18 protein-coding genes and 1 pseudogene are annotated in these 17,513 nt (G+C 65.2%); 9 read left to right on the forward strand and 10 right to left on the reverse strand.

Annotation, left to right across the window (positions count from 1 at the left end; all coding sequences use genetic code 11):
• The first annotated feature begins 1 nt into the window (after nt 1).
• From VGM61_RS06345 to VGM61_RS06365, 5 genes are read left to right on the forward strand one after another with little or no spacing between them, the layout of a single operon-like run.
• Complete coding sequence (locus VGM61_RS06345) at nt 2–829, forward strand: ParA family protein (RefSeq protein ID WP_331521901.1); 828 nt, start codon at nt 2–4, stop codon at nt 827–829.
• A gap of 9 nt (nt 830–838) precedes the next feature.
• The gene (locus VGM61_RS06350; RefSeq protein ID WP_331521902.1) at nt 839–1,705 is read left to right on the forward strand and encodes a ParB/RepB/Spo0J family partition protein; all 867 of its coding nucleotides are present in this window, start codon (nt 839–841) and stop codon (nt 1,703–1,705) included.
• A gap of 20 nt (nt 1,706–1,725) precedes the next feature.
• Entirely contained in the window at nt 1,726–2,256 is a 531-nt protein-coding gene (locus VGM61_RS06355; RefSeq protein ID WP_331521903.1) for a sigma-70 family RNA polymerase sigma factor, read from the forward strand.
• Entirely contained in the window at nt 2,253–2,987 is a 735-nt protein-coding gene (locus VGM61_RS06360) for a DUF3379 family protein (RefSeq protein WP_331521904.1), read from the forward strand. Before VGM61_RS06355 ends, VGM61_RS06360 begins: the two co-directional genes overlap by 4 nt.
• A gap of 50 nt (nt 2,988–3,037) precedes the next feature.
• Nucleotides 3,038–3,754 carry a glycosyltransferase gene (locus VGM61_RS06365; protein ID WP_331521905.1) on the forward strand — a complete coding sequence of 239 codons (717 nt, stop codon included), beginning with the start codon at nt 3,038–3,040 and terminating at the stop codon, nt 3,752–3,754.
• On the opposite strand, the gene VGM61_RS06370 is transcribed toward VGM61_RS06365, so the two are convergent.
• Both VGM61_RS06370 and VGM61_RS06375 read right to left on the reverse strand, forming a co-directional pair.
• Nucleotides 3,751–4,749, reverse strand: a complete 999-nt coding sequence (locus VGM61_RS06370) for a patatin-like phospholipase family protein (protein WP_331521906.1) — start codon at nt 4,747–4,749, stop codon at nt 3,751–3,753. The two genes, VGM61_RS06365 and VGM61_RS06370, sit on opposite strands and share 4 nt — an antisense overlap.
• Nucleotides 4,750–4,756: 7 nt before the next feature.
• Complete coding sequence (locus VGM61_RS06375; protein ID WP_331521907.1) at nt 4,757–5,740, reverse strand: helix-turn-helix transcriptional regulator; 984 nt, start codon at nt 5,738–5,740, stop codon at nt 4,757–4,759.
• 177 nt (nt 5,741–5,917) lie between these two features.
• Between VGM61_RS06375 and VGM61_RS06380 the strand changes: the two genes are divergently transcribed.
• Both VGM61_RS06380 and VGM61_RS06385 read left to right on the forward strand, forming a co-directional pair.
• Complete coding sequence (locus VGM61_RS06380; protein WP_331521908.1) at nt 5,918–6,796, forward strand: hypothetical protein; 879 nt, start codon at nt 5,918–5,920, stop codon at nt 6,794–6,796.
• A 76-nt stretch (nt 6,797–6,872) separates the two neighbouring features.
• Nucleotides 6,873–7,718 (forward strand): DUF481 domain-containing protein, encoded by an 846-nt coding sequence (locus tag VGM61_RS06385; RefSeq protein WP_331521909.1) that lies wholly within the window; start codon nt 6,873–6,875, stop codon nt 7,716–7,718.
• A gap of 2 nt (nt 7,719–7,720) precedes the next feature.
• Here VGM61_RS06385 and hemC read toward each other — a convergent pair whose 3' ends face one another.
• The 4 genes from hemC to VGM61_RS06405 form a co-directional block, all read right to left on the reverse strand.
• Complete coding sequence (hemC, locus tag VGM61_RS06390) at nt 7,721–8,656, reverse strand: hydroxymethylbilane synthase (RefSeq protein WP_331521910.1); 936 nt, start codon at nt 8,654–8,656, stop codon at nt 7,721–7,723.
• A 90-nt stretch (nt 8,657–8,746) separates the two neighbouring features.
• Nucleotides 8,747–9,454 carry a LytTR family DNA-binding domain-containing protein gene (locus VGM61_RS06395; protein WP_331521911.1) on the reverse strand — a complete coding sequence of 236 codons (708 nt, stop codon included), beginning with the start codon at nt 9,452–9,454 and terminating at the stop codon, nt 8,747–8,749.
• Nucleotides 9,435–10,505 (reverse strand): sensor histidine kinase, encoded by a 1,071-nt coding sequence (locus VGM61_RS06400; RefSeq protein WP_331521912.1) that lies wholly within the window; start codon nt 10,503–10,505, stop codon nt 9,435–9,437. The genes VGM61_RS06395 and VGM61_RS06400 overlap by 20 nt, the downstream gene beginning before the upstream one ends.
• Nucleotides 10,506–10,539: 34 nt before the next feature.
• Nucleotides 10,540–11,205, reverse strand: coding sequence for an alpha/beta hydrolase (locus tag VGM61_RS06405; RefSeq protein ID WP_331521932.1), 666 nt, complete (start codon nt 11,203–11,205; stop codon nt 10,540–10,542).
• A gap of 87 nt (nt 11,206–11,292) precedes the next feature.
• Between VGM61_RS06405 and rbsK the strand changes: the two genes are divergently transcribed.
• The gene (rbsK, locus tag VGM61_RS06410) at nt 11,293–12,186 is read left to right on the forward strand and encodes a ribokinase (protein ID WP_331521913.1); all 894 of its coding nucleotides are present in this window, start codon (nt 11,293–11,295) and stop codon (nt 12,184–12,186) included.
• A gap of 26 nt (nt 12,187–12,212) precedes the next feature.
• Nucleotides 12,213–14,096, forward strand: coding sequence for an LTA synthase family protein (locus VGM61_RS06415; protein WP_331521914.1), 1,884 nt, complete (start codon nt 12,213–12,215; stop codon nt 14,094–14,096).
• 16 nt (nt 14,097–14,112) lie between these two features.
• Here VGM61_RS06415 and VGM61_RS06420 read toward each other — a convergent pair whose 3' ends face one another.
• The 4 genes and pseudogenes from VGM61_RS06420 to mnmE all read right to left on the reverse strand — a co-directional run bounded on the left by VGM61_RS06420 (nt 14,113) and on the right by mnmE (nt 17,484).
• Entirely contained in the window at nt 14,113–14,361 is a 249-nt protein-coding gene (locus tag VGM61_RS06420) for a hypothetical protein (RefSeq protein ID WP_331521915.1), read from the reverse strand.
• A 67-nt stretch (nt 14,362–14,428) separates the two neighbouring features.
• On the reverse strand, nt 14,429–15,361 hold the full coding sequence (locus VGM61_RS06425) for a ketopantoate reductase family protein (RefSeq protein WP_331521916.1): 933 nt from the start codon (nt 15,359–15,361) through the stop codon (nt 14,429–14,431).
• A gap of 123 nt (nt 15,362–15,484) precedes the next feature.
• Nucleotides 15,485–16,069: pseudogene (dinD, locus tag VGM61_RS06430) on the reverse strand (DNA damage-inducible protein D); the annotation flags it as partial.
• An 89-nt stretch (nt 16,070–16,158) separates the two neighbouring features.
• The gene (gene mnmE / locus VGM61_RS06435) at nt 16,159–17,484 is read right to left on the reverse strand and encodes a tRNA uridine-5-carboxymethylaminomethyl(34) synthesis GTPase MnmE (RefSeq protein WP_331521917.1); all 1,326 of its coding nucleotides are present in this window, start codon (nt 17,482–17,484) and stop codon (nt 16,159–16,161) included.
• Between the last annotated feature and the right edge of the window lie 29 nt (nt 17,485–17,513).

Here is a 17,513-nt window from a genome sequence, read left to right on the forward strand (position 1 = left end):
CATGGCCCGCATCATCGCTGTCGCCAACCAGAAAGGCGGTGTCGGCAAGACAACCACATCCGTGAACCTTGCTGCCGCGCTCGCCGCGGCCAAGCGCAAGGTATTGCTGGTGGATCTCGACCCGCAGGGAAATGCCACCATGGCTTCCGGCGTGGACAAGCGCGCTGCCAAGCCCAATGGCTGCGAAGTGCTGCTTGATGAAGTGGCGATCGAAGACGTGATCGTTCGCACCGAAGCCGGCTACGACCTCATGCCCGGCAATGGCGACCTCACCGCCGCCGAACTGAAACTGATGGACGCGATCGCCCGCGAGACGCGTCTTAAAGACCAGCTGGCCAAGATCACCGACCGCTACGACACCATCCTGGTCGACTGTCCGCCCTCGCTGCACCTGCTCACGCTGAACGCGCTGGCGGCGGCCGATGGCCTGCTTATTCCGGTGCAGTGCGAATACTTCGCGCTGGAAGGGCTGTCGAGCCTGCTCGACACGGTGAAAGCCGTGCGCCAGCGGCTCAACCCCAAGCTCGAGATCGAAGGCCTGCTGCGCACCATGTACGACGTGCGCAACAACCTCGGCAACGAGGTATCCGCGCAGCTCACCCAACACTTCGGCGACAAAGTGCTGCGTTCGATCATCCCGCGCAATGTACGCCTGGCCGAGGCGCCCAGCCATGGCCAGCCGATCCATCTGTACGACCGCGGCTCGCGTGGCGCGATTGCCTACATTGGCCTTGCTGGCGAGATGATCCGCCGCGAGCGCAACGGTGGCAGCGAGCCGTCCGGCGCGACGCTGGTCGTCGACGCCGGCCCCGACGCGGCGGCAAGTTAAGGAGATTCCATGGCGGCGAAGAAACGAGGACTCGGGCGGGGTCTTGACGCCCTGCTCGGCAACGACGACACCGGTCATTCGGTGATCGAGCAGGAAGGCCAGCTGAAGATGATCCCCATCGGGAATATCCAGGCCGGCAAGTACCAGCCCCGCCGTCACTGGAACGACGAAGCCCTCGACGAACTGGCCGCCTCGATCAAGGCCCAGGGCCTGATCCAGCCGGTCGTGGTCCGCGCCATCGGCAAGGACAAATACGAACTGATCGCCGGCGAGCGCCGTTGGCGCGCCGCGCAGCGTGCGCAGCTGGGCGAGCTGCCGGCCATCGTCAAGGATGTCCCGGAGCAGTCGGTGCTGGCCATGGCGCTGATCGAGAACATCCAGCGCCAGGAGCTCACCCCACTGGAAGAAGCCCAGGCCCTGGGCCGGCTGATCGACGAATTCGACCTCACCCACCAGCAAGCCGCCGATGCCGTGGGCCGCTCGCGCGCCTCGGTGTCAAACCTGCTGCGCCTGATGGAACTGCCTGCATCCATCAAGCAGATGCTCGACGAAGGCAAGCTGGAAATGGGCCACGCGCGTTGCCTGCTTACCCTGCAGGCCTCCATTGCCGAGCCACTGGCGCTGGAAGCGGCCCGCAACGGCTGGACGGTGCGCGAACTCGAAGACGCAGCCCGCCGTGCGCAGACGGCGCCGGTGGGCAAGGCGAAAACCGCGGCAAACACGCGCGACCCCAACGTCGCCAACCTCGAGCGTGAGCTGGCCGAACGCCTGGCCGCGAAGGTGGAAGTAGCCCAGGGTCGCGGCGGCAAGGGGAAGCTGGTGATCCACTTCCACAGCAACGACGAACTGGAAGGCATCCTAGGCAAGATTCGCTAGACCGATGTAAGGTTTTATCCATGCCCCCGGTCTCCAGGAAGGTGAATCCGAAACAGCGCCAGTACGAAGCCATGGTTCGCGCCTGTAGCGGCGATCTGTACCGCTTCGCCTTCTGGCTCTGCCGGAACGATGCCCTGGCCCAGGATCTGGTCCAGGAAACCCTGCTGCGCGCGTGGAAGAACATCGATGCCTTGCGCGAAGCCGATGCAGCCAAGCCGTGGCTGTTCACCATCCTGCGGCGCGAACATGCGCGGATCTACGAGCGCAAACAGTTCGACACCGTGGAAGTGGACGACACCTTGCCCGACGACGCCGCATGGGCCAGCCCCGAACGCAGCAACGACGCCCTGGCCGTGCGCGAGGCCATGATGAAACTTCCCGGGAAATACCGTGAACCACTGGCCATGCAGGTGCTTGGCGGGATGAACTGCAACGAGATCGCCGCGGAGACTGGCCAGGCGGCCGGTGCGGTGATGACGCAACTTTTCCGTGCCCGGCAGAAGCTCAAGAACCTGCTGCAGGGCGGCGCCGCGGCGCAGGGGGTGCCATGAATCACCTGGACTTCCGCCGCCGCATGGCCTCCGAACCGATGTCGCACGACGCCGACCTCCTGGCCCATCGCGACAGCTGCCCTGAATGCATGGCCGTATGGCAGCGTGCGCAGCGCCTCGAGCACGTGCTGGGCGAGGCCATGGCCGTTCCCGTGCCCCAGGGCCTGGCCGAGCGTGTGCTGCTGGCCCAGGCCACGGCCGAGCGCCGCCGCCACGGCTTCCGGCGCCGTACCTGGATGGCGATGGCCGCCACCATGGTGTTCGCGGTGGCCGTTGGCGGCTTCGGCTGGAACTACGTCGATGCCCACAGCCTGCCCGCCATGGCCGTGGCGCACATGCCCTATGAGATGAATTCCCTGGCCGTAACCGCCCCGGTATCCGATCAGGACATCGAGGCGGGCTTCGCCGGCCGTGGCGTGCGCCTTCGTGGGCCGATGCCAACGGATGTCACCTATGTCCACGATTGCATGGTGGGAGGTGAGGCCGCGGTGCACCTGGTGACCCGCGCCGGCGCCAACCAGCCCGTGGTGGCCCTGTACATCCCCGGCCGCAAGGGCGATGCGCGCAGCGACTTCAGCCGAGGCGGCTGGAAGGGACGTGACGTTCCCATGGCCGGCGGCACCCTGGTGCTGCTTTCGCGCGATGCGGGCATGGATGCCATGGATCGGGCCGAGGGTGCATGGCTTCGCGCCATCGACGGTGCGGGCGGAAACCGCGTGGCGTCGCTCTAAGGGGCGCAGTTGCGCGATAATGCGCGACCCGCCTCTCTTGGGATCGTCCGATGCCCCAGCTCGCCGTCGTCGTGCCCGTGTTCAACGAGCGCGACAACATCCCGCCGCTGCTGGCCGAGATCGCCACGGCGCTTCGAGGCACAATCGACTACGAAGTGATCTACGTCGACGACGACTCCAGCGACGACAGCCTCGCCGTGCTCCAGGCGGAAAAATCCCGACACCCGGAATTGCGCATCATCCACCACATCACGCGCAGCGGGCAGAGCACAGCCGTGTGGAACGGCGTGCGCGCGGCGAGTGCACCGTGGATCGCCACGCTTGACGGCGACGGCCAGAACGATCCGGCCGATATTCCCAAGCTGCTGGCCGCGCGCGCCACGGCGCAACCACAAGTGCGCCTCTTCGCCGGCTGGCGCACCACGCGCCGCGACAGCTTCAACAAGCGTATCTCCTCGAAGATCGCCAACGGCGTGCGCTCGCGCATGCTCAGGGACGACACGCCGGACACCGGCTGTGGCCTGAAGCTGTTCGAACGCGAGGTGTTCCTGCGACTGCCTTACTTCGACCATATGCACCGTTACTTGCCGGCACTGGTCAAGCGCGCGGGGTTTGCGAGCGTGAGCGTGCCCGTGGGCCACCGTCCGCGCACGATGGGCACCTCGAAGTACGGCATGCTTGATCGCCTTTGGGTGGGCCTGGCCGACCTTCGCGGCGTGTCCTGGCTGATGCGCCGGGGCAAGGTTACCCAGACGCAGGAACTCTAAAGCAGTGACGTGCCCGAGCCTGTCGGCTCGCGATCGCGGGTGAGGGCGAGGTCCGCCTGGGCCAGCTCGATCGCCGGTGGCCAGCGATCGAGTTGTTGCCGTGCACGCATGCGGCCCAGCTCGATCAATTCCCTGGCCCGGTAGAACTCATAGGCCAAAGATACGTTGCGCGGAATCTCGACCAGGAGGTCGGGCGGGTAGGCCGCCAGGCGCAGCCGGGCAAGATTCGCCTGCATCAGGTCCATCGCCTGGTTCAACAGTTCCATCGCCCCGGGTGTACGTGCCTTGACCTGGCTGTGCGGAATCACCTTGTTCAACAGGTCGCCGATGCGCTTGCGGTAGCCAGACTCTTCGTCCTGGCGAATTTCCTTGTCGCGCTCGGGAGTGGGCGGCTCGGCCACGCCATCCACGCTCACCGCGATCACGTAGTCGCATGGCTCGCGAAGCAGCGGCATCACCGGCAGCGGGTTCATCAATGCACCGTCCACCAGGCGGCGCCCATCCTGCACGTGCGGCCGGAACACCGTGGGGATGGCGATGGAGGCGCGGATCGCATCGAACAGCGGCCCGCGGGTGAGCCACACCTCGCGTTCGCGGTCCAGGTCCGTCGCCACCGCGGTGTACGCCAGGGGCAGGGACTCGATGTCCATCTCACCGATCAGCTCGCGCAGCGCACCCATCAGCTTGTCGCCCTTGATCAGGCCGCCGCCGGAGAATGTCCAGTCGACCATGCGCAGTACGTCCATGCGCGCCAGCCCCGATACCCAGTCGCGATAGACCGGAAGCTTGCCCATGGCATAGATGCCGCCGATCAATGCACCCATCGAGGTGCCGGCGATCGCGGTGATCTCGAAACCGCGCGCCTCGATTTCCTCGATCGCGCCAATGTGCGCCAGGCCCTTGGCGCCACCGGCGCCCAGCGCCAGCGCGACACGGGGACGTCGCGGCAAACCGCTGTCAGCGGGCACCGCTCCAGTTTCTGCGATTTCAGTCATCAGTACGTCAGGCAGGTTGTTGCTGGTAACCGGTGAGCGCGAGTTGAAGCATGATCTTCATCTCTTCGCGAAGCGGCAGCGGACCGACGATTTCAGCGTCGGGCCCGTATTTGAGCACGTCCATCAACAGTTCGCGCGAATTGGAATAGGGCACCTTCAGCTCGTAGCGGCCATCGGTCAACCATTCGCCCCGCTGCTGCGAATGCCAGTGTTCATCCGCCACCCAGCGGGCGGCGTGGGCGGAAAAGCGGATCGTGGCCCAGGCCTTGGGCTTGCCGGCGAAGATGCCGTAGCTGGACGCCAGCATCTCGTTGAGTTCGGCTTCGCCCACATCCTTCGCCACGGTGTCCTGCCCGCGCGGATCGACGATGCGGTCCACGGCAAAGCTGCGCAGCGCCTCGCGGTCGTGATCCCAGGCATCGAGGTACCAGTTGTCGCGGTAGTGGGTAAGCCGTTGCGGCGACACCGTGCGGCGCGAGTCGGCATTGGTGGTGCGGGCCTTGTAGCGGAACGTGATGCGCTTACGCTCGAGCGTGGCGCCGGCAACCATACGGAACACCTGCTGGTCCATCGTGCGGGCGCCCCAGGAAATCACCCTGATGCGGTCCACCGGCAGCGACTTGCCGCTGCCATGGTCGGACAACAGGCGTTCGATGCGCGTCTTGAAGGGCGCCAGCGCATTGGCCAGCACACCCGGGTCCGAGCGCCCGATCAACTCGTTCAGGGCCAGCAACGCCGCCAGTTCGTCCGAGGTGAGCCAGAGGCCCGGAAGCTCGAAGCTGTCACCCTCGCCGACCTCGTAGCGGAAGGCGGCCTGTTCACCCGGCGCGCTCTGCACCGGCGCGCCCAGGCCATCGCGCAGGAAGGCCACGTCGCGGTAAAGCGTGGCCCGGGAGCATTGCAACTCGTCCATCAACCGGGGCAGGGGGACCGGGTAATGGGCCGACTTCAACAGGCGGTGAAGGGTAAGAATTCGCTCGTAGCGGTCCATGTTCGTCGCCGTGAAGTGGGGGCAGGGCGCCCATTGCACAGCTTGCCACGGCTGGCGTGTCTTCGGCATGAGGCCGGACAGTGTTTGCTTCCGGACGCTGCAGGGGTAAAGATAGCCGATCATGCGGCCGCCCCCAGCCGTACCTTCCCCTTCAGCCAGACATGGAATCCCCCATCCATGGCCGACCGAACGTTGACCTCCCAGCGCCCGCTGGACACGGCCAGCATCCCGCTGACCGGCATTGTGCTGTCCGTGCTGGCGGCTGCCGGTCACGGACTATGGCTACTCATGGGCCTGGCCCTGGCGGCCGGCGTCTATGTGGAAGGGCGTGGTGAGGTACTCGCTCCATTGCTAGCCGGGCTGGTGCTGGTGTCCGGTGGCCTGGTCGCCAGTTGCCTGCGCGTGCCCGGTGCACGTCTTTGGCATGGATGGGAACCCACGCAAGGCAGCCTGCCCACCATCGAGGGCCTGGTGGCCATGGGCGCTTACCTGCCGATGCTCGCGGTGGCGGGGCTTGCCCGCGGCAGCAACGATTTCTGGGCCACGCGCGTGGCTGGCCTGGCACTGGCCGCGCTTTGCCTGGCTACCCTGCTGCAATCCGCGCGCAACGCCTGCCGCCGCGATGGCATGCAATCGCCCATGCCAACCCTCCAGCCGCTGGCCAAGCTGGTGGCGGCACTTCTGGCCGGCGGCCTGTGCCTGTGGCTGTGCGTGGTGCTTGAAACATCCGAACATGGTGAAGGAAATGTGTACGCGGCCCGCGTATTCGTGATGGTGGCGGCGTTAGCCTCGGGCCTGCTGGACAGCCTCCGCTGGCGGGCCTTGCTGCATGCGCCCACGGGCCGTCTGGACCCCCCGGCATCCGAACCTGTGGCCTCCCAGGGCCGCCTGGCGGCAGCCGTGCTCGGCGTGGGCGTGCCCTGCGTGCTGGCCGCGGTGGGCTCAGGCCCGCTGGAAGCCGGCGCCGCCGCCATGGCGGCGTTAAGCTGCGTCATAGGACAATGCGTGGGACAACGGCTCTTTTGCGCGGCGCATGCCCGCATCCGCCTCGGCTGATTTCCCCCGGAAGCCCCGTGTGCCGGCCCCTGCCCGGCTCGTTGACCCCCTGTAACCCAACTACTTCGGACCGACGATGAAAAAAATTCCCCTCGCCACGATTTTGCTTGCCGCGTCCTGGGGCGTGCACGCCCAGACCCTCGATTCCACCATGGCCGCGGTGCCGGCCGTGTCCGATTCCACCGGCGCCGCCAATGGCGGCTGGACGGGTTCGGGCGAGTTCGGCTTCGCGTCGGCGCGCGGCAATTCGCGCACCGAGAACGCCAATGCCAAGCTCGGCCTGGCGCAGGAAAACGAATACTGGAAGAACTCCTTCTACCTGAACGGCCTGCGCTCCAAGGGTGATGTATCCATCGTCGATTCCAACGGCGCCACCATCGACAAGTTCGGTACCACCGCCAACCGATACGATTCAGGTGCCTCGGTGGGTTACAAGTTCGATCCGCGCAGCTACGTCGTGGGAGCGGCCCGCTACGAGCACGACGACTTCGGCGCCAACATCTGGCAGGGCATCATCTCGGTGGGTTACGGCTACATTGCGCTGAAGAACGACCGTACCGAGCTCTCGTTCGAAATCGGCCCCGGTTACAAGGAATATCAACCGACCAAGTCGGAGGTTGACACCAACGGCGATGGCATCGCCGACACCACCATCCGGCCCGACCGCAAAAACGAAGTGGTGGCGCGCGGATTGATCAACGCCAAGTACCGCCTCACCGACAACACGTCGATCGAGGACACGTTCCTGACGGAAGCCGGCTCACAGAACAAGTACTACCAGAACGACCTTGGCTTCTCGGTGAGCATGACCAAGAAGCTGGCGCTGAAGCTCGCCTACCAGGTGCGTTACAACAGCGATACCCAGCCGGGCACGCAGTCCACCGACACGCTGTACACCACCAACCTGGTCTACAACTTCTAAAGCTACCGAATCGGGTGGCCGGCGTGCGGGGCGAGCAATTCGTCCGCGCCGGCCTCGCGTAGCATGCGCGCCACTTCCTGCCCCAGGGCGACGGGATCGTCCGTCGCGCTGTCGGCCGTGGCGCGCAGCAGGCGCCCGGTGTGAACCTCGCCGACCATGCCGTGCAGGGTAAGGCCATGCTCGGCCACGACGCACCACGCCGCCACCGGCACGCTGCAATTGCCGCCAAGCTGCTCGTTCATCGCGCGCTCGGCCGTCACCGCGATACGCGTTTCTTCATCGTCCAGGGCGCTGGTGAGTTCGTGCACACGCGTGTCGTCGCTGCGAATCTCGATGGCGATCGCGGCCTGGCCCGGTGCGGGCAGCCAATCAGGTGACGACAGCCGTGAGCGGATGCGATCGGCCAGCCCCAGCCGCTCAAGCCCCGCGCAGGCCAGGATGATCGCGTCGTAGTGTCCTTCGTCGAGCTTGGCCAGGCGCGTATTCACATTGCCACGAAGGTCGAGCAGTTGCAGGTCGGGACGCACGGCCCGCAGTTGCGATTGGCGTCGCAGTGACGAGGTACCCACACGCGCGGCATTGGGAAGATCGGAGAGCTTTTCCGCCACGTTGCTGACGAAGGCGTCGGCCGCGTCCGCGCGCGGCAGGATGGCCGAGAGCACAAAGCCCGGCTCCAGCACGGCGGGCACATCCTTGAGCGAATGCACGGCGAGGTCGGCGCGGTGCTCGAGCATCGCTACTTCCAGTTCCTTCAGGAACAGGCCCTTGCCGCCGATGGTTGCCAGTGGACGATCAAGGACTTCATCGCCGCGCGTGGTCATGGGAACCAGCTCGACGACGAGGCCCGGATGCGCCTGGCGCAGCAAGGCGGCCACGTGTTCGGCCTGCCAGAGGGCCAGCGCGCTCTTGCGCGTGGCGATGCGCAAAGTCTGGCTCATCGGTTGATCCTTCCAGGGCGATGCAGGGACGAGCATTGTCACGCAATCGGGCAGCACGCGCATGGTGGCACGATGTCGCCTTTTTTCGTGTCAGGCCTCGCGCAGTCGTTGCCTCACGGCCACCAGGTTGCGGCGGCTGACCTCGGGCATCGCTTCGGTTCCGGCCAGCCGTGCCAGGACACGGCCATCGGCCAGTGTCTTCAAACCCAGCAGGCCCTGCGCTGGCACCAGGCAATTGCGGTGCAGGCGGATCACCCGATCACCGAAAGCCTGTTCGATCTGCCGCAGCGATTCGTCCATCAGCCACGTGCCCTGGTCCAGGTGCACTTCGACGTATTTCTCGTCGGCCACGAAATAGCGGACGTCAGAAAGGTCGAGCCGTCGGCTTTCACTGCCCCGGCGCACCATCAGCATGTTGCCCTGGGAAGGAACCACTTGCGCCATGCGTGCACGGGCACGCGCCAGTGCCTCGGCCAGGCGTTCACCGCGCACGGGTTTGAGCAGGTAGTCCACGGCGCCGAGCTCGAAGGCGCTGATGGCGTGTCTTTCGTACGCCGTGCAGAAGATCACCTGGGGTGACCCGGGCTGGCCAGCCAGGCGGCGGGCGACACTCTCGCCGGTCAGCGCCGGCATCTCCACGTCGAGCAACAAGACATCCGGACGCAAGGTGGCGCAGGCGGACAGGGCCGATTCGCCGTCGCCCACGCTACCGACCACATCGATATCGCGTATATCCCTGAGCATCAGTTCCAGGCGCGTGCGCGCCAGGGGTTCGTCGTCAACGACCAGAACGCGCATGGCGGGGGGATCCGGGAAGATAGATGCTGACCACGAAGCGGCCATCGACCGGCCCGGCATCGACCCTCGCTGCGGTACCGAAATGGTGTGCGATGCGCTGGCGAACGTTGTCCAGGCCGTGGCCGTGGCCACCGCTGACCGGCGCGTCATGCAGCGGGTTGTCGATGCGCAACTCCACGCCGCCGCGATGGGCGTGCCCGATGATGTTCACCGTGCCACCCTCCACAGCGGGTTGCACGCCGTAGCGCACCGCGTTTTCGACCAATGGCTGCAGTAACAGCCGTGGCATCGGGAAAGCCACCGGCAAGTCGCCGATATCGCGGCGGATGGTAAGCCGGGTACCCAGGCGCAGTTGCTCGATGGCCAGGTAGCGGTCGACGAGTTGCAACTCGTCGTACAAGGTACCCACCGCCGCGCGGTCGGCACCGAGTGCGGCCCGGAAAAGCTCGGCGAGGTTCTCGACAGTGCGTTCGGCGGCGGCGGGGTCCACGCGCACCAGGGCCGCCACGGTATTCATGCTGTTGAACAGGAAGTGGGGGCGGATGCGCGCCTGCAGGGCATCGACCTGGGCCTGCGCCACCGCGGCCATGCGCGCCTGCCACTGCGCCACCACGTAGAAGTAGCGCAGCAAGCCGGCGCCGAGCAAGGCAGTGACCGCCGTGCAACGACGTACGAAGGACGACGTCGATACGGGCGTGAGCCCCATGCCCAGGGAATGATCCAGGGCGGCCACGATCACTGCTGCCATAGCCACCAGCACCACCAGCAGCAGCCAGACGCCGGCATAGGGGAAAAGGCCCGGCAGCCGTTCGAGCTGATCGCGCAGCTTGCACAGCGCCAGGGTGGATAGTGCGGCGATCCAGGCCACGAACAGCATCGCCACCGAGTAGTCTTCCACGCGCGCGGCGTCGCCCGGTGTGAGCCACATCAGGGTGACGGTCACCGCGCCCACCAGCAGCAGGGCGAACAGTACCGGCAGGCTGCAGAAGTCGGGCAGGCCCACGCCCTGTCCGCGCGGCTTTCCTTCAATGGACGGGCTGGGATCGGGCATGGCGCGAGTATGCACGATGACCGTGCAGGTGGTGTCAGCCGGCCAGGCGCTCGCCGAGCCAGGCGCGGAGGTCCGCGATCTCCTGTGCGCACACCTGGTGGGCCATTGGATAGGCGTGCCACTGAACGTGTGCGCCCCCGGCCATCAACAGATCGCGCGAGGCAGCGCCCAGTGCGAGCGCGATGACCGGGTCTGCCGTTCCATGGCCCCAGAAGACCGGCAAGCCGGCGTTGGCGGGGTGGCTTTCCACTGCCAGCGTATCGCGCAGGGGAAGGTAGGTGGACAACGCGACCAGGCCCGCCAGGCGTTCGCGATAGCGCAATCCCGCCGACAGCGCCACGGCGCCTCCTTGCGAGAACCCGGCCAGTACGATGCGGTGCGCCGGCACGCCGCGGTCGTTCTCGCGCGCGATGAGGGCCTCGACCACGGCGATGGAGTGGTGGATCCCCGGTGCGCGCTGGCGGTCGACTTCGTCGAAGCTTTCAATGTCGTACCAGGCGCGCATCGGCATGCCGTTGTTGATCGTCACCGGGCGCACGGCAGCATGGGGAAAGACAAAGCGGATCGCCGGCCAGGAAGGGTCGACCAGCTCCGGGACGATCGGCGCGAAATCGTTGCCATCGGCGCCCAGGCCATGCAGCCAGATGATCGCATGCGTGGGGGCGGGGCCGGTTTCGTGTTCGACGGTCTCGGGGATCATGGGCGAGGGGGCAGGCTTGGGAACGGGCATGCTAACGCATCGACTATCCTAGGCGCCGTGATCCGGACGCAGCAAAGGAACGGTGGCATGGCACGCATCGTGGTGGTGGGCAGCATCAACATGGACCTGGTCACGGTGACCGCACGATTTCCCGGTGCCGGTGAAACCCTGATGGGCGAGCGTTTCCTTACCGTGCCCGGCGGCAAGGGCGCCAACCAGGCGGTAGCGGCGGCACGCCTGGGCGCGCGCGTATCGCTGGTGGGTGCGCTCGGCCGTGATGCCTTTGGTGACCAGCTGCATACAGGCCTTCAACGCGAAGGCATCGACCTTGCACATGTGATGCGCCTTGACGATACCGAAAGCGGCACCGCATCGATCACCGTGGCCGGCGGCGAGAACCAGATCGTGGTGGTCCCGGCAGCGAACGCCCGCGTCACGGCGGCCCAGGTAGAAAAGGCCGCTGCCGCCTTCGATGGTGCCGACGCCGTGCTGCTTCAGCTGGAAATTCCACTCGAAGCGGTTGAGGCGGCTGTCGGCGTTGCCGCCCGGGCCGGCGTGCCGGTCATCCTGAACCCTGCGCCGGCGCAGCGCCTTTCCGCGACGCTGCTCAAGCGCGTGCGCTACCTCACGCCGAACCAGCACGAACTTGCCGGCGTGCTTGGTGAAAGCCCCGAGGACGACTTTCGTACGCTGATGGCGCGCGCACCCTGCCCGGTGGTACTTACGCGCGGCAGCGAAGGCGCGTGGTATCGCGACGGTGGCGAACCCGTCCACCAGCCGGGCTTCCCGGTGGAGGTCGTAGACACCACGGGCGCTGGCGATACGTTCAACGGCGCCATGGCCGTGTTCCTGGATCGCGGCATCAACGAGGCCGTGCGCCTGGCCTGCGCCGCGGCGGCGCTCTCGGTATCGCGGCTGGGCGCGCAGGGCGGCATGCCATCGTTACGTGAAACCGAAGCCTTCGCGTCCGCGGTAAAGTAGCCGATTGCCTACAAGGACTATCTGATTTGCTCTCCCTGTGCTGGCGCTTCTTCCTTGCCGCGGTGCTCCTGACCACCGTCTGCCGCCTGGTGTTTGCCACCTGGCAAGGCACGCGCGTTCGTGCCGCCGGCGGCTTGTGGCCGGTCATGCGGGGCGGCCTGCGCATCGACCTGAGCTTCTTTTCGATGGTGGCAGGCTTTCCCTTCCTGCTGGCGCCGTGGCTTGGCGGCATGCCTTGGGCGGTATGGATCGTCGGCGCGTGGTTCTCGGTGTGGTGGTGCATCGTGGTTCTGCTGGAGGTTTGCACGCCCCAGTTCATCATCGAATACGACACGCGGCCCAATCGCCTGTTCATCGAATACCTGGGCAATCCACGCGAAGTTTCCACGATGCTCTGGCGTGGCTTCAAGGCGATGCTGCTGGGCGGCCTGGTGGTCACGGTGTTGCTGTGCATGGCCGGGCTTGCCTTCATCCATGGCGGCGGCCCGGATCCTGCATTGGCCTTGTGGCAGAAGGTGGTACTTACCCTGGTGTTGTTCGTGGTGTTGTTCGCGCTCGGCCGCGGCAGCCTTGGGCATCGGCCGCTGAACGCTGCGCAGGTGGCGTTCTGCAGCGACGCGATGATCAACCAGTTGCCGCTGAACTCCGCTTTCGTGGTGGCCAACGCGATCATGGTGATGCGCAGCGACAAGCCCGCGTCGGCCGTGTACGGCCGCATGCCCGCGGACGAAGTGCAGGCCGTCGTGGCGAAAGCCTGGGGCAGGGCCGATGGCGACACGCAGCATCGCCAGGTGCCCAGCGTGAAGCGCGGGAATAAGCCCAACCTGGTGATCATCATCGAGGAAAGCCTGGGCGCGCAGTTCGTCGGATGCCTGGGTGGCCGCGGCCTCACTCCCCGGCTTGATGCCCTTGCCGGTGAAGGCTGGTTGCTGGCCCGCACCTATGCCACGGGCACGCGTTCGGTGCGCGGACTGGAAGCGGTGATGACCGGTTTTCCGCCCACCCCCGCCGAAGCGGTGGTGAAGCTTCCACGCAGCCAGCGGGACTTCTTCACCATTGCCGGCTTACTGAAGCATTTCGGCTATGCCTCGCGCTTCATCTACGGCGGTGAAGCCCACTTCGACAATATGAAGGGTTTTTGCCTGGGCAACGGCTTCGACGATGTGGTGGACCTGCCGAAGTTCGCGGTGAAGCCGGGCTTCACCGGTTCATGGGGTGCGTCCGATGAAGACATGTTCAACGAATTGCACCACCGGCTGATGCACGATGGCGACCAACCGACGTTGTCGGTGGCATTTAGCGTGAGCAACCACACACCGTGGGAATATCCCGCCGGCCGCCTGCCCGTCGATGGGGACCCGGCCACGGTGGACAACACCGTGCGCTACGCCGACTGGGCCCTGGGCGAATTCTTCGACCGCGCGAAGCAGTCGCCCTATTGGGCGAACACCGTGTTCCTGGTGGTGGCCGACCACGATGCCCGCGTGCACGGCGCCAGCCTGGTGCCTGTGCGGCATTTCCACATTCCGGCGTTGATCGTGGGAAGCGGTGTGGCGCCACGCCGCGACGAGCGGATGGTGAGCCAGATGGATCTTCCGCCCACGTTGCTTTCGTTGATGGGCATTGATTGCATGCATCCGATGCCTGGCTTCGACCTCAGCCGGCACGATCCGGACCGCGCCGTGATGCAGTACAGCGACAACCAGGGCTACCTGAAGGGCACGGACCTGCTGGTGATGCAGCCGGACAGCGCGCCGGTGCAGTTCGCCTATGACAGGGCTACCGAGACGATGACACCTGCGGAAGTGGATCCGCTGCTTGCCCGCGAGGCGCTTGCGCAGGCGCTGTGGGCCAGTGCCAGTTACATGGGCCAGCGCTACCGGGTGAGTACTGATCAGCCGCAAGGCTGATCGGCTGGTCTGAAAACTAGGGGTAGGTAAGGTGCCAGGTGGGGATGTTCGCGCCTACCAGTGCCAGGGTGGCCGGATCCGGCTCCCTGCCGGGTTCAGTGATCACCGGCCGTATCCCCCGGTAGCAATCCCCCGAGCGTACGACCAGGGTATCGGCGCCATGATGGTATGAACAGGTTGGAGCGAACACGGCGCCGCGAAAGTTGATGCTGCCCGTGTTGGCGACGAGCGTGGACAGGGCGACGGAAAGGAATAACGGGTTCATGGCACACACTCGCGCGCGGAGCCTTGAGTGTGCGTTTATGCGCTTACCGGTGCGTACCGATATTTCCTCAAGCTTGCGTGGTATTGGCGAGCGAATTCTCGTAGGCACGAAGATGCACGGTAGCGGCTTCCAGCGTCGGCGTGTCGATCTTCGCCGACGTTGCGCGCTTCAGCAGGCTGCCCAGGATGTGCTCGCCCTCGGTACGCGACCCACGCTGGATATCCTTGAGCATCGATGCCGTCAATGGTGAGCCTTCGGCAGAGAGAGCGGCGCGTCCACGCTGCCGCGCTTCGGTGCGCGGCTGGAAGCCTTGCGATTCGGCGACGGCGACGCATTCGTCATAAAGCTTGAGGGCGATCGATCCACCGCTGGCCTCGATGACGCCACCGATAGAGGTGCGCATCAGGCAATTGATACCCGCAAGAGACGCAATGAAACACCACTTCTCCCACATCGATAGCTCGATGTCGTCCAGTGCCTGGGCAGTGAAGCGCGTCTTCGCCAGGTCACTTTCGATGGCACCCACGCGAACGCTGTGGGAGCCGTCGAGTTCGCCAAAGGACAGCACGTCAAGATCGTTGAAGTGACGCACATCTCCCTCGGCATCCAGGCTTGCCGAAATCAGGCATTGCCCGCCCAGCACATTGCGGACGTCGAAGCGATGCTGCAGTTGTTCGATGTGGTCCAGGCCGTTCAACAGGGGAATGATCGCCGTGTCGGCGCCCACCGCCGGGGCGATCGCATCCATGGCGCTGGTCAGGTCGTACGCCTTGCTGCCGAGGATGATCGCGTCGTACTCCGCCTTCAGGCTGTCGGCCTTCACCAGAGGCGGCTTGTCGATATGAATGTCACCCTTGGGGCTGGTCACGCGCAGGCCCCGCTTGGTCAGTACCGCGGCACGGCGCTCACGCACCAGGAAGGTAGTGTCCAGGCCGGCCTCGAGCATGCGACCACCAAAATAGCCACCGAGGGCGCCGGCACCGAGGATGAGGTAGCGCATGGTCATTCCGGGAGAGGGGGTGGGATGGCTATCGTAGCCCGCGATGGGCCGCCGCCGGGAAATTTGACGCGGCGTGGCCGAGACTTAGGTGCTTTTTCTGTAGGCTTGTTTGGCTGTGCCTAGCTTCAATCCCTTGCGAGCGTGGATATCCTTGGCACCTAGTCCACCATACAAGCCCTTGTAACCGTGATCCTGGAAGACGGCATAGTCCAACGGGGTTTCGACGCCCGCGCCCTTGGCAGCAGCTGCCAGATGCTTGTTGTGCGTGGCTAGTTCGTTGCGGATTGCAAGGCGTTTGGCGTCTTCCGAAAGCCGCGCGAGTGCCGTCTCATCGGCAAGTTCCTGCCGCCGGGTCTGAAAGGCGAAATAGGTCTGGCCATTGGCAATCACCGGCTTGGACGGGTCGCCGTTCTGCACGATTAGGTAGCAGGCATAACGGGACAGACGCTCGTCTTCGACCTCGCGCTGTGCGCCGGAGCCAATATCGACCATTTTGCGCATCTCCGCAAAATGGTCGGCAACCGGCTGCCCGCTGTTGCGGCAAGCTTCACGCGCCTTAGCCAGAACGGGTAGAAAGTTCCGCCATTGCGGGTAATCGAGCAACGGCGCTAATTGCCGCGCCAGCCAGAACTCGTTGCCCTCGCCGTCTAGGTGGCGGATTCCGTCAAAGGTTGCTTGATGCGGGTTGCTGATGTGCTTTCCGGTCATGGTGCATCTCCTTGTGCATTGCATTTCCCGACGCCGCGACAGGCCGTCGGCACGGCTGTGAATACCGCGACCAGGCGTTGAAATGGATGCTACTTGCCAATACAGAACGAGCCGAAAATGCTGCCAAGCAAGTCGTCGGCTGTGTAGGTACCAGTAATTTCGCCCAAGCTGCCCTGGGCCGCGCGCAGTGATTCGGCTGCCAGTTCGCCAGCGCGAGCAATGAGAGCCACGTTGGCATACACAAGATGGCTAGCCGTCGCTTCTAACGCTAAAACATGACGACGGCGAGCGCTAAAGCTGCCGTCGCCCTGACGCACTCCGGCAAGGTCGCGTAAGCGAGCACGCAGCATATCAACGCCTTCGCCAGTAAGTGCGGACAGCGAGAGTCGGCCGATGGGGTCGCTCGCGGAAGGCTCGACGTCAACCTTGTTCAACACTACCAGCCGGATAACATCCTCTGGGACATCGCCAAGCAGGGGCAGATCCTCTTCTACACAAGAGGCAGTTGTCACTAATAAGGCCACATCCGCCTTGCGCAGGGCATCATTCGCACGCCGCACACCTTCGCGTTCGACGAGGTCCTCGGTATCGCGCAAGCCCGCCGTATCAGCCAGCTCGATCACCATGCCATCAAGGGTCACCAGTTCATGCACGATGTCGCGCGTGGTGCCGGCGATATCGGTGACGATGGCGCGCGCGCGACCGGCCAGTGCGTTGAGCAAACTCGACTTGCCCACATTCGGCCGGCCGACGATGGCAACACTCAAGCCATCGTTAAGACGCACACCGCGACGCGTTTCAACAAGTAGATCGTCCAGCGACGCACGCAGATCGTCGAGCTGCCGCGCGATCGCGGGGTCTGCAAGGAAATCGATTTCCTCTTCAGGGAAATCGATCGCTGCTTCCACATGTACCCGCAGGTTGATCAGTTCGTCCTGCAGGGCATCGACCTTGCGCGAGAACACGCCTTCCATCGAACGCATCGCAGCATGTGCGCCCGCGCGCGATCGCGCGGAGATCAGGTCGGCAACCGCTTCGGCCTGGGCAAGATCGAGCTTTCCATTGAGGAAAGCCCGTTCGGTAAATTCACCGGCGCGGGCCAGGCGGGCGCCGAGCGTGCATACATGGCGAAGGAGTTCATCGAGCAACACCATGCTGCCATGGCCCTGCAGTTCCAGCACATCTTCGCCGGTGTAGCTTGCGGGGCCCGGGAAATACAGCAGCAAGCCGTGGTCGATGGTTTCGCCCTTGGCGTCGCCGAACACGGTCAGGTGTGCGTGGCGCGCGCGCGGCATACGGCCCAGCAGCGAGCGGGCGATGGCTGGTGCCAACGGCCCCGACACGCGAACCACACCTACACCCGCCGCACCTGCGGCAGTGGCGATCGCGGCGATGGTGTCGTTGTCGTGGTCCATAAGTGGAGCGGGGCGCATCCTTCGATGCG

This window comes from Pinirhizobacter sp. (genome assembly GCF_036499745.1).
Classification (GTDB): domain Bacteria; phylum Pseudomonadota; class Gammaproteobacteria; order Xanthomonadales; family Rhodanobacteraceae; genus Pinirhizobacter.

Excerpts from the sequence above, each read along its gene's own strand:
- VGM61_RS06380 (WP_331521908.1), top strand. The coding sequence starts at position 5,918 with ATGGCCGACCGAACGTTGACCTCCCAGCGCCCGCTGGACACGGCCAGC.
- VGM61_RS06345 (WP_331521901.1), top strand. The coding sequence starts at position 2 with ATGGCCCGCATCATCGCTGTCGCCAACCAGAAAGGCGGTGTCGGCAAG.
- VGM61_RS06370 (WP_331521906.1), bottom strand. The coding sequence starts at position 4,749 with ATGACTGAAATCGCAGAAACTGGAGCGGTGCCCGCTGACAGCGGTTTG.
- VGM61_RS06365 (WP_331521905.1), top strand. The coding sequence starts at position 3,038 with ATGCCCCAGCTCGCCGTCGTCGTGCCCGTGTTCAACGAGCGCGACAAC.
- VGM61_RS06360 (WP_331521904.1), top strand. The coding sequence starts at position 2,253 with ATGAATCACCTGGACTTCCGCCGCCGCATGGCCTCCGAACCGATGTCG.
- hemC (WP_331521910.1), bottom strand. The coding sequence starts at position 8,656 with ATGAGCCAGACTTTGCGCATCGCCACGCGCAAGAGCGCGCTGGCCCTC.
- VGM61_RS06425 (WP_331521916.1), bottom strand. The coding sequence starts at position 15,361 with ATGCGCTACCTCATCCTCGGTGCCGGCGCCCTCGGTGGCTATTTTGGT.
- VGM61_RS06385 (WP_331521909.1), top strand. The coding sequence starts at position 6,873 with ATGAAAAAAATTCCCCTCGCCACGATTTTGCTTGCCGCGTCCTGGGGC.
- VGM61_RS06420 (WP_331521915.1), bottom strand. The coding sequence starts at position 14,361 with ATGAACCCGTTATTCCTTTCCGTCGCCCTGTCCACGCTCGTCGCCAAC.
- mnmE (WP_331521917.1), bottom strand. The coding sequence starts at position 17,484 with ATGGACCACGACAACGACACCATCGCCGCGATCGCCACTGCCGCAGGT.
- VGM61_RS06400 (WP_331521912.1), bottom strand. The coding sequence starts at position 10,505 with ATGCCCGATCCCAGCCCGTCCATTGAAGGAAAGCCGCGCGGACAGGGC.
- VGM61_RS06405 (WP_331521932.1), bottom strand. The coding sequence starts at position 11,205 with ATGATCCCCGAGACCGTCGAACACGAAACCGGCCCCGCCCCCACGCAT.
- VGM61_RS06395 (WP_331521911.1), bottom strand. The coding sequence starts at position 9,454 with ATGCGCGTTCTGGTCGTTGACGACGAACCCCTGGCGCGCACGCGCCTG.
- VGM61_RS06375 (WP_331521907.1), bottom strand. The coding sequence starts at position 5,740 with ATGGACCGCTACGAGCGAATTCTTACCCTTCACCGCCTGTTGAAGTCG.
- rbsK (WP_331521913.1), top strand. The coding sequence starts at position 11,293 with ATGGCACGCATCGTGGTGGTGGGCAGCATCAACATGGACCTGGTCACG.
- VGM61_RS06350 (WP_331521902.1), top strand. The coding sequence starts at position 839 with ATGGCGGCGAAGAAACGAGGACTCGGGCGGGGTCTTGACGCCCTGCTC.
- VGM61_RS06355 (WP_331521903.1), top strand. The coding sequence starts at position 1,726 with ATGCCCCCGGTCTCCAGGAAGGTGAATCCGAAACAGCGCCAGTACGAA.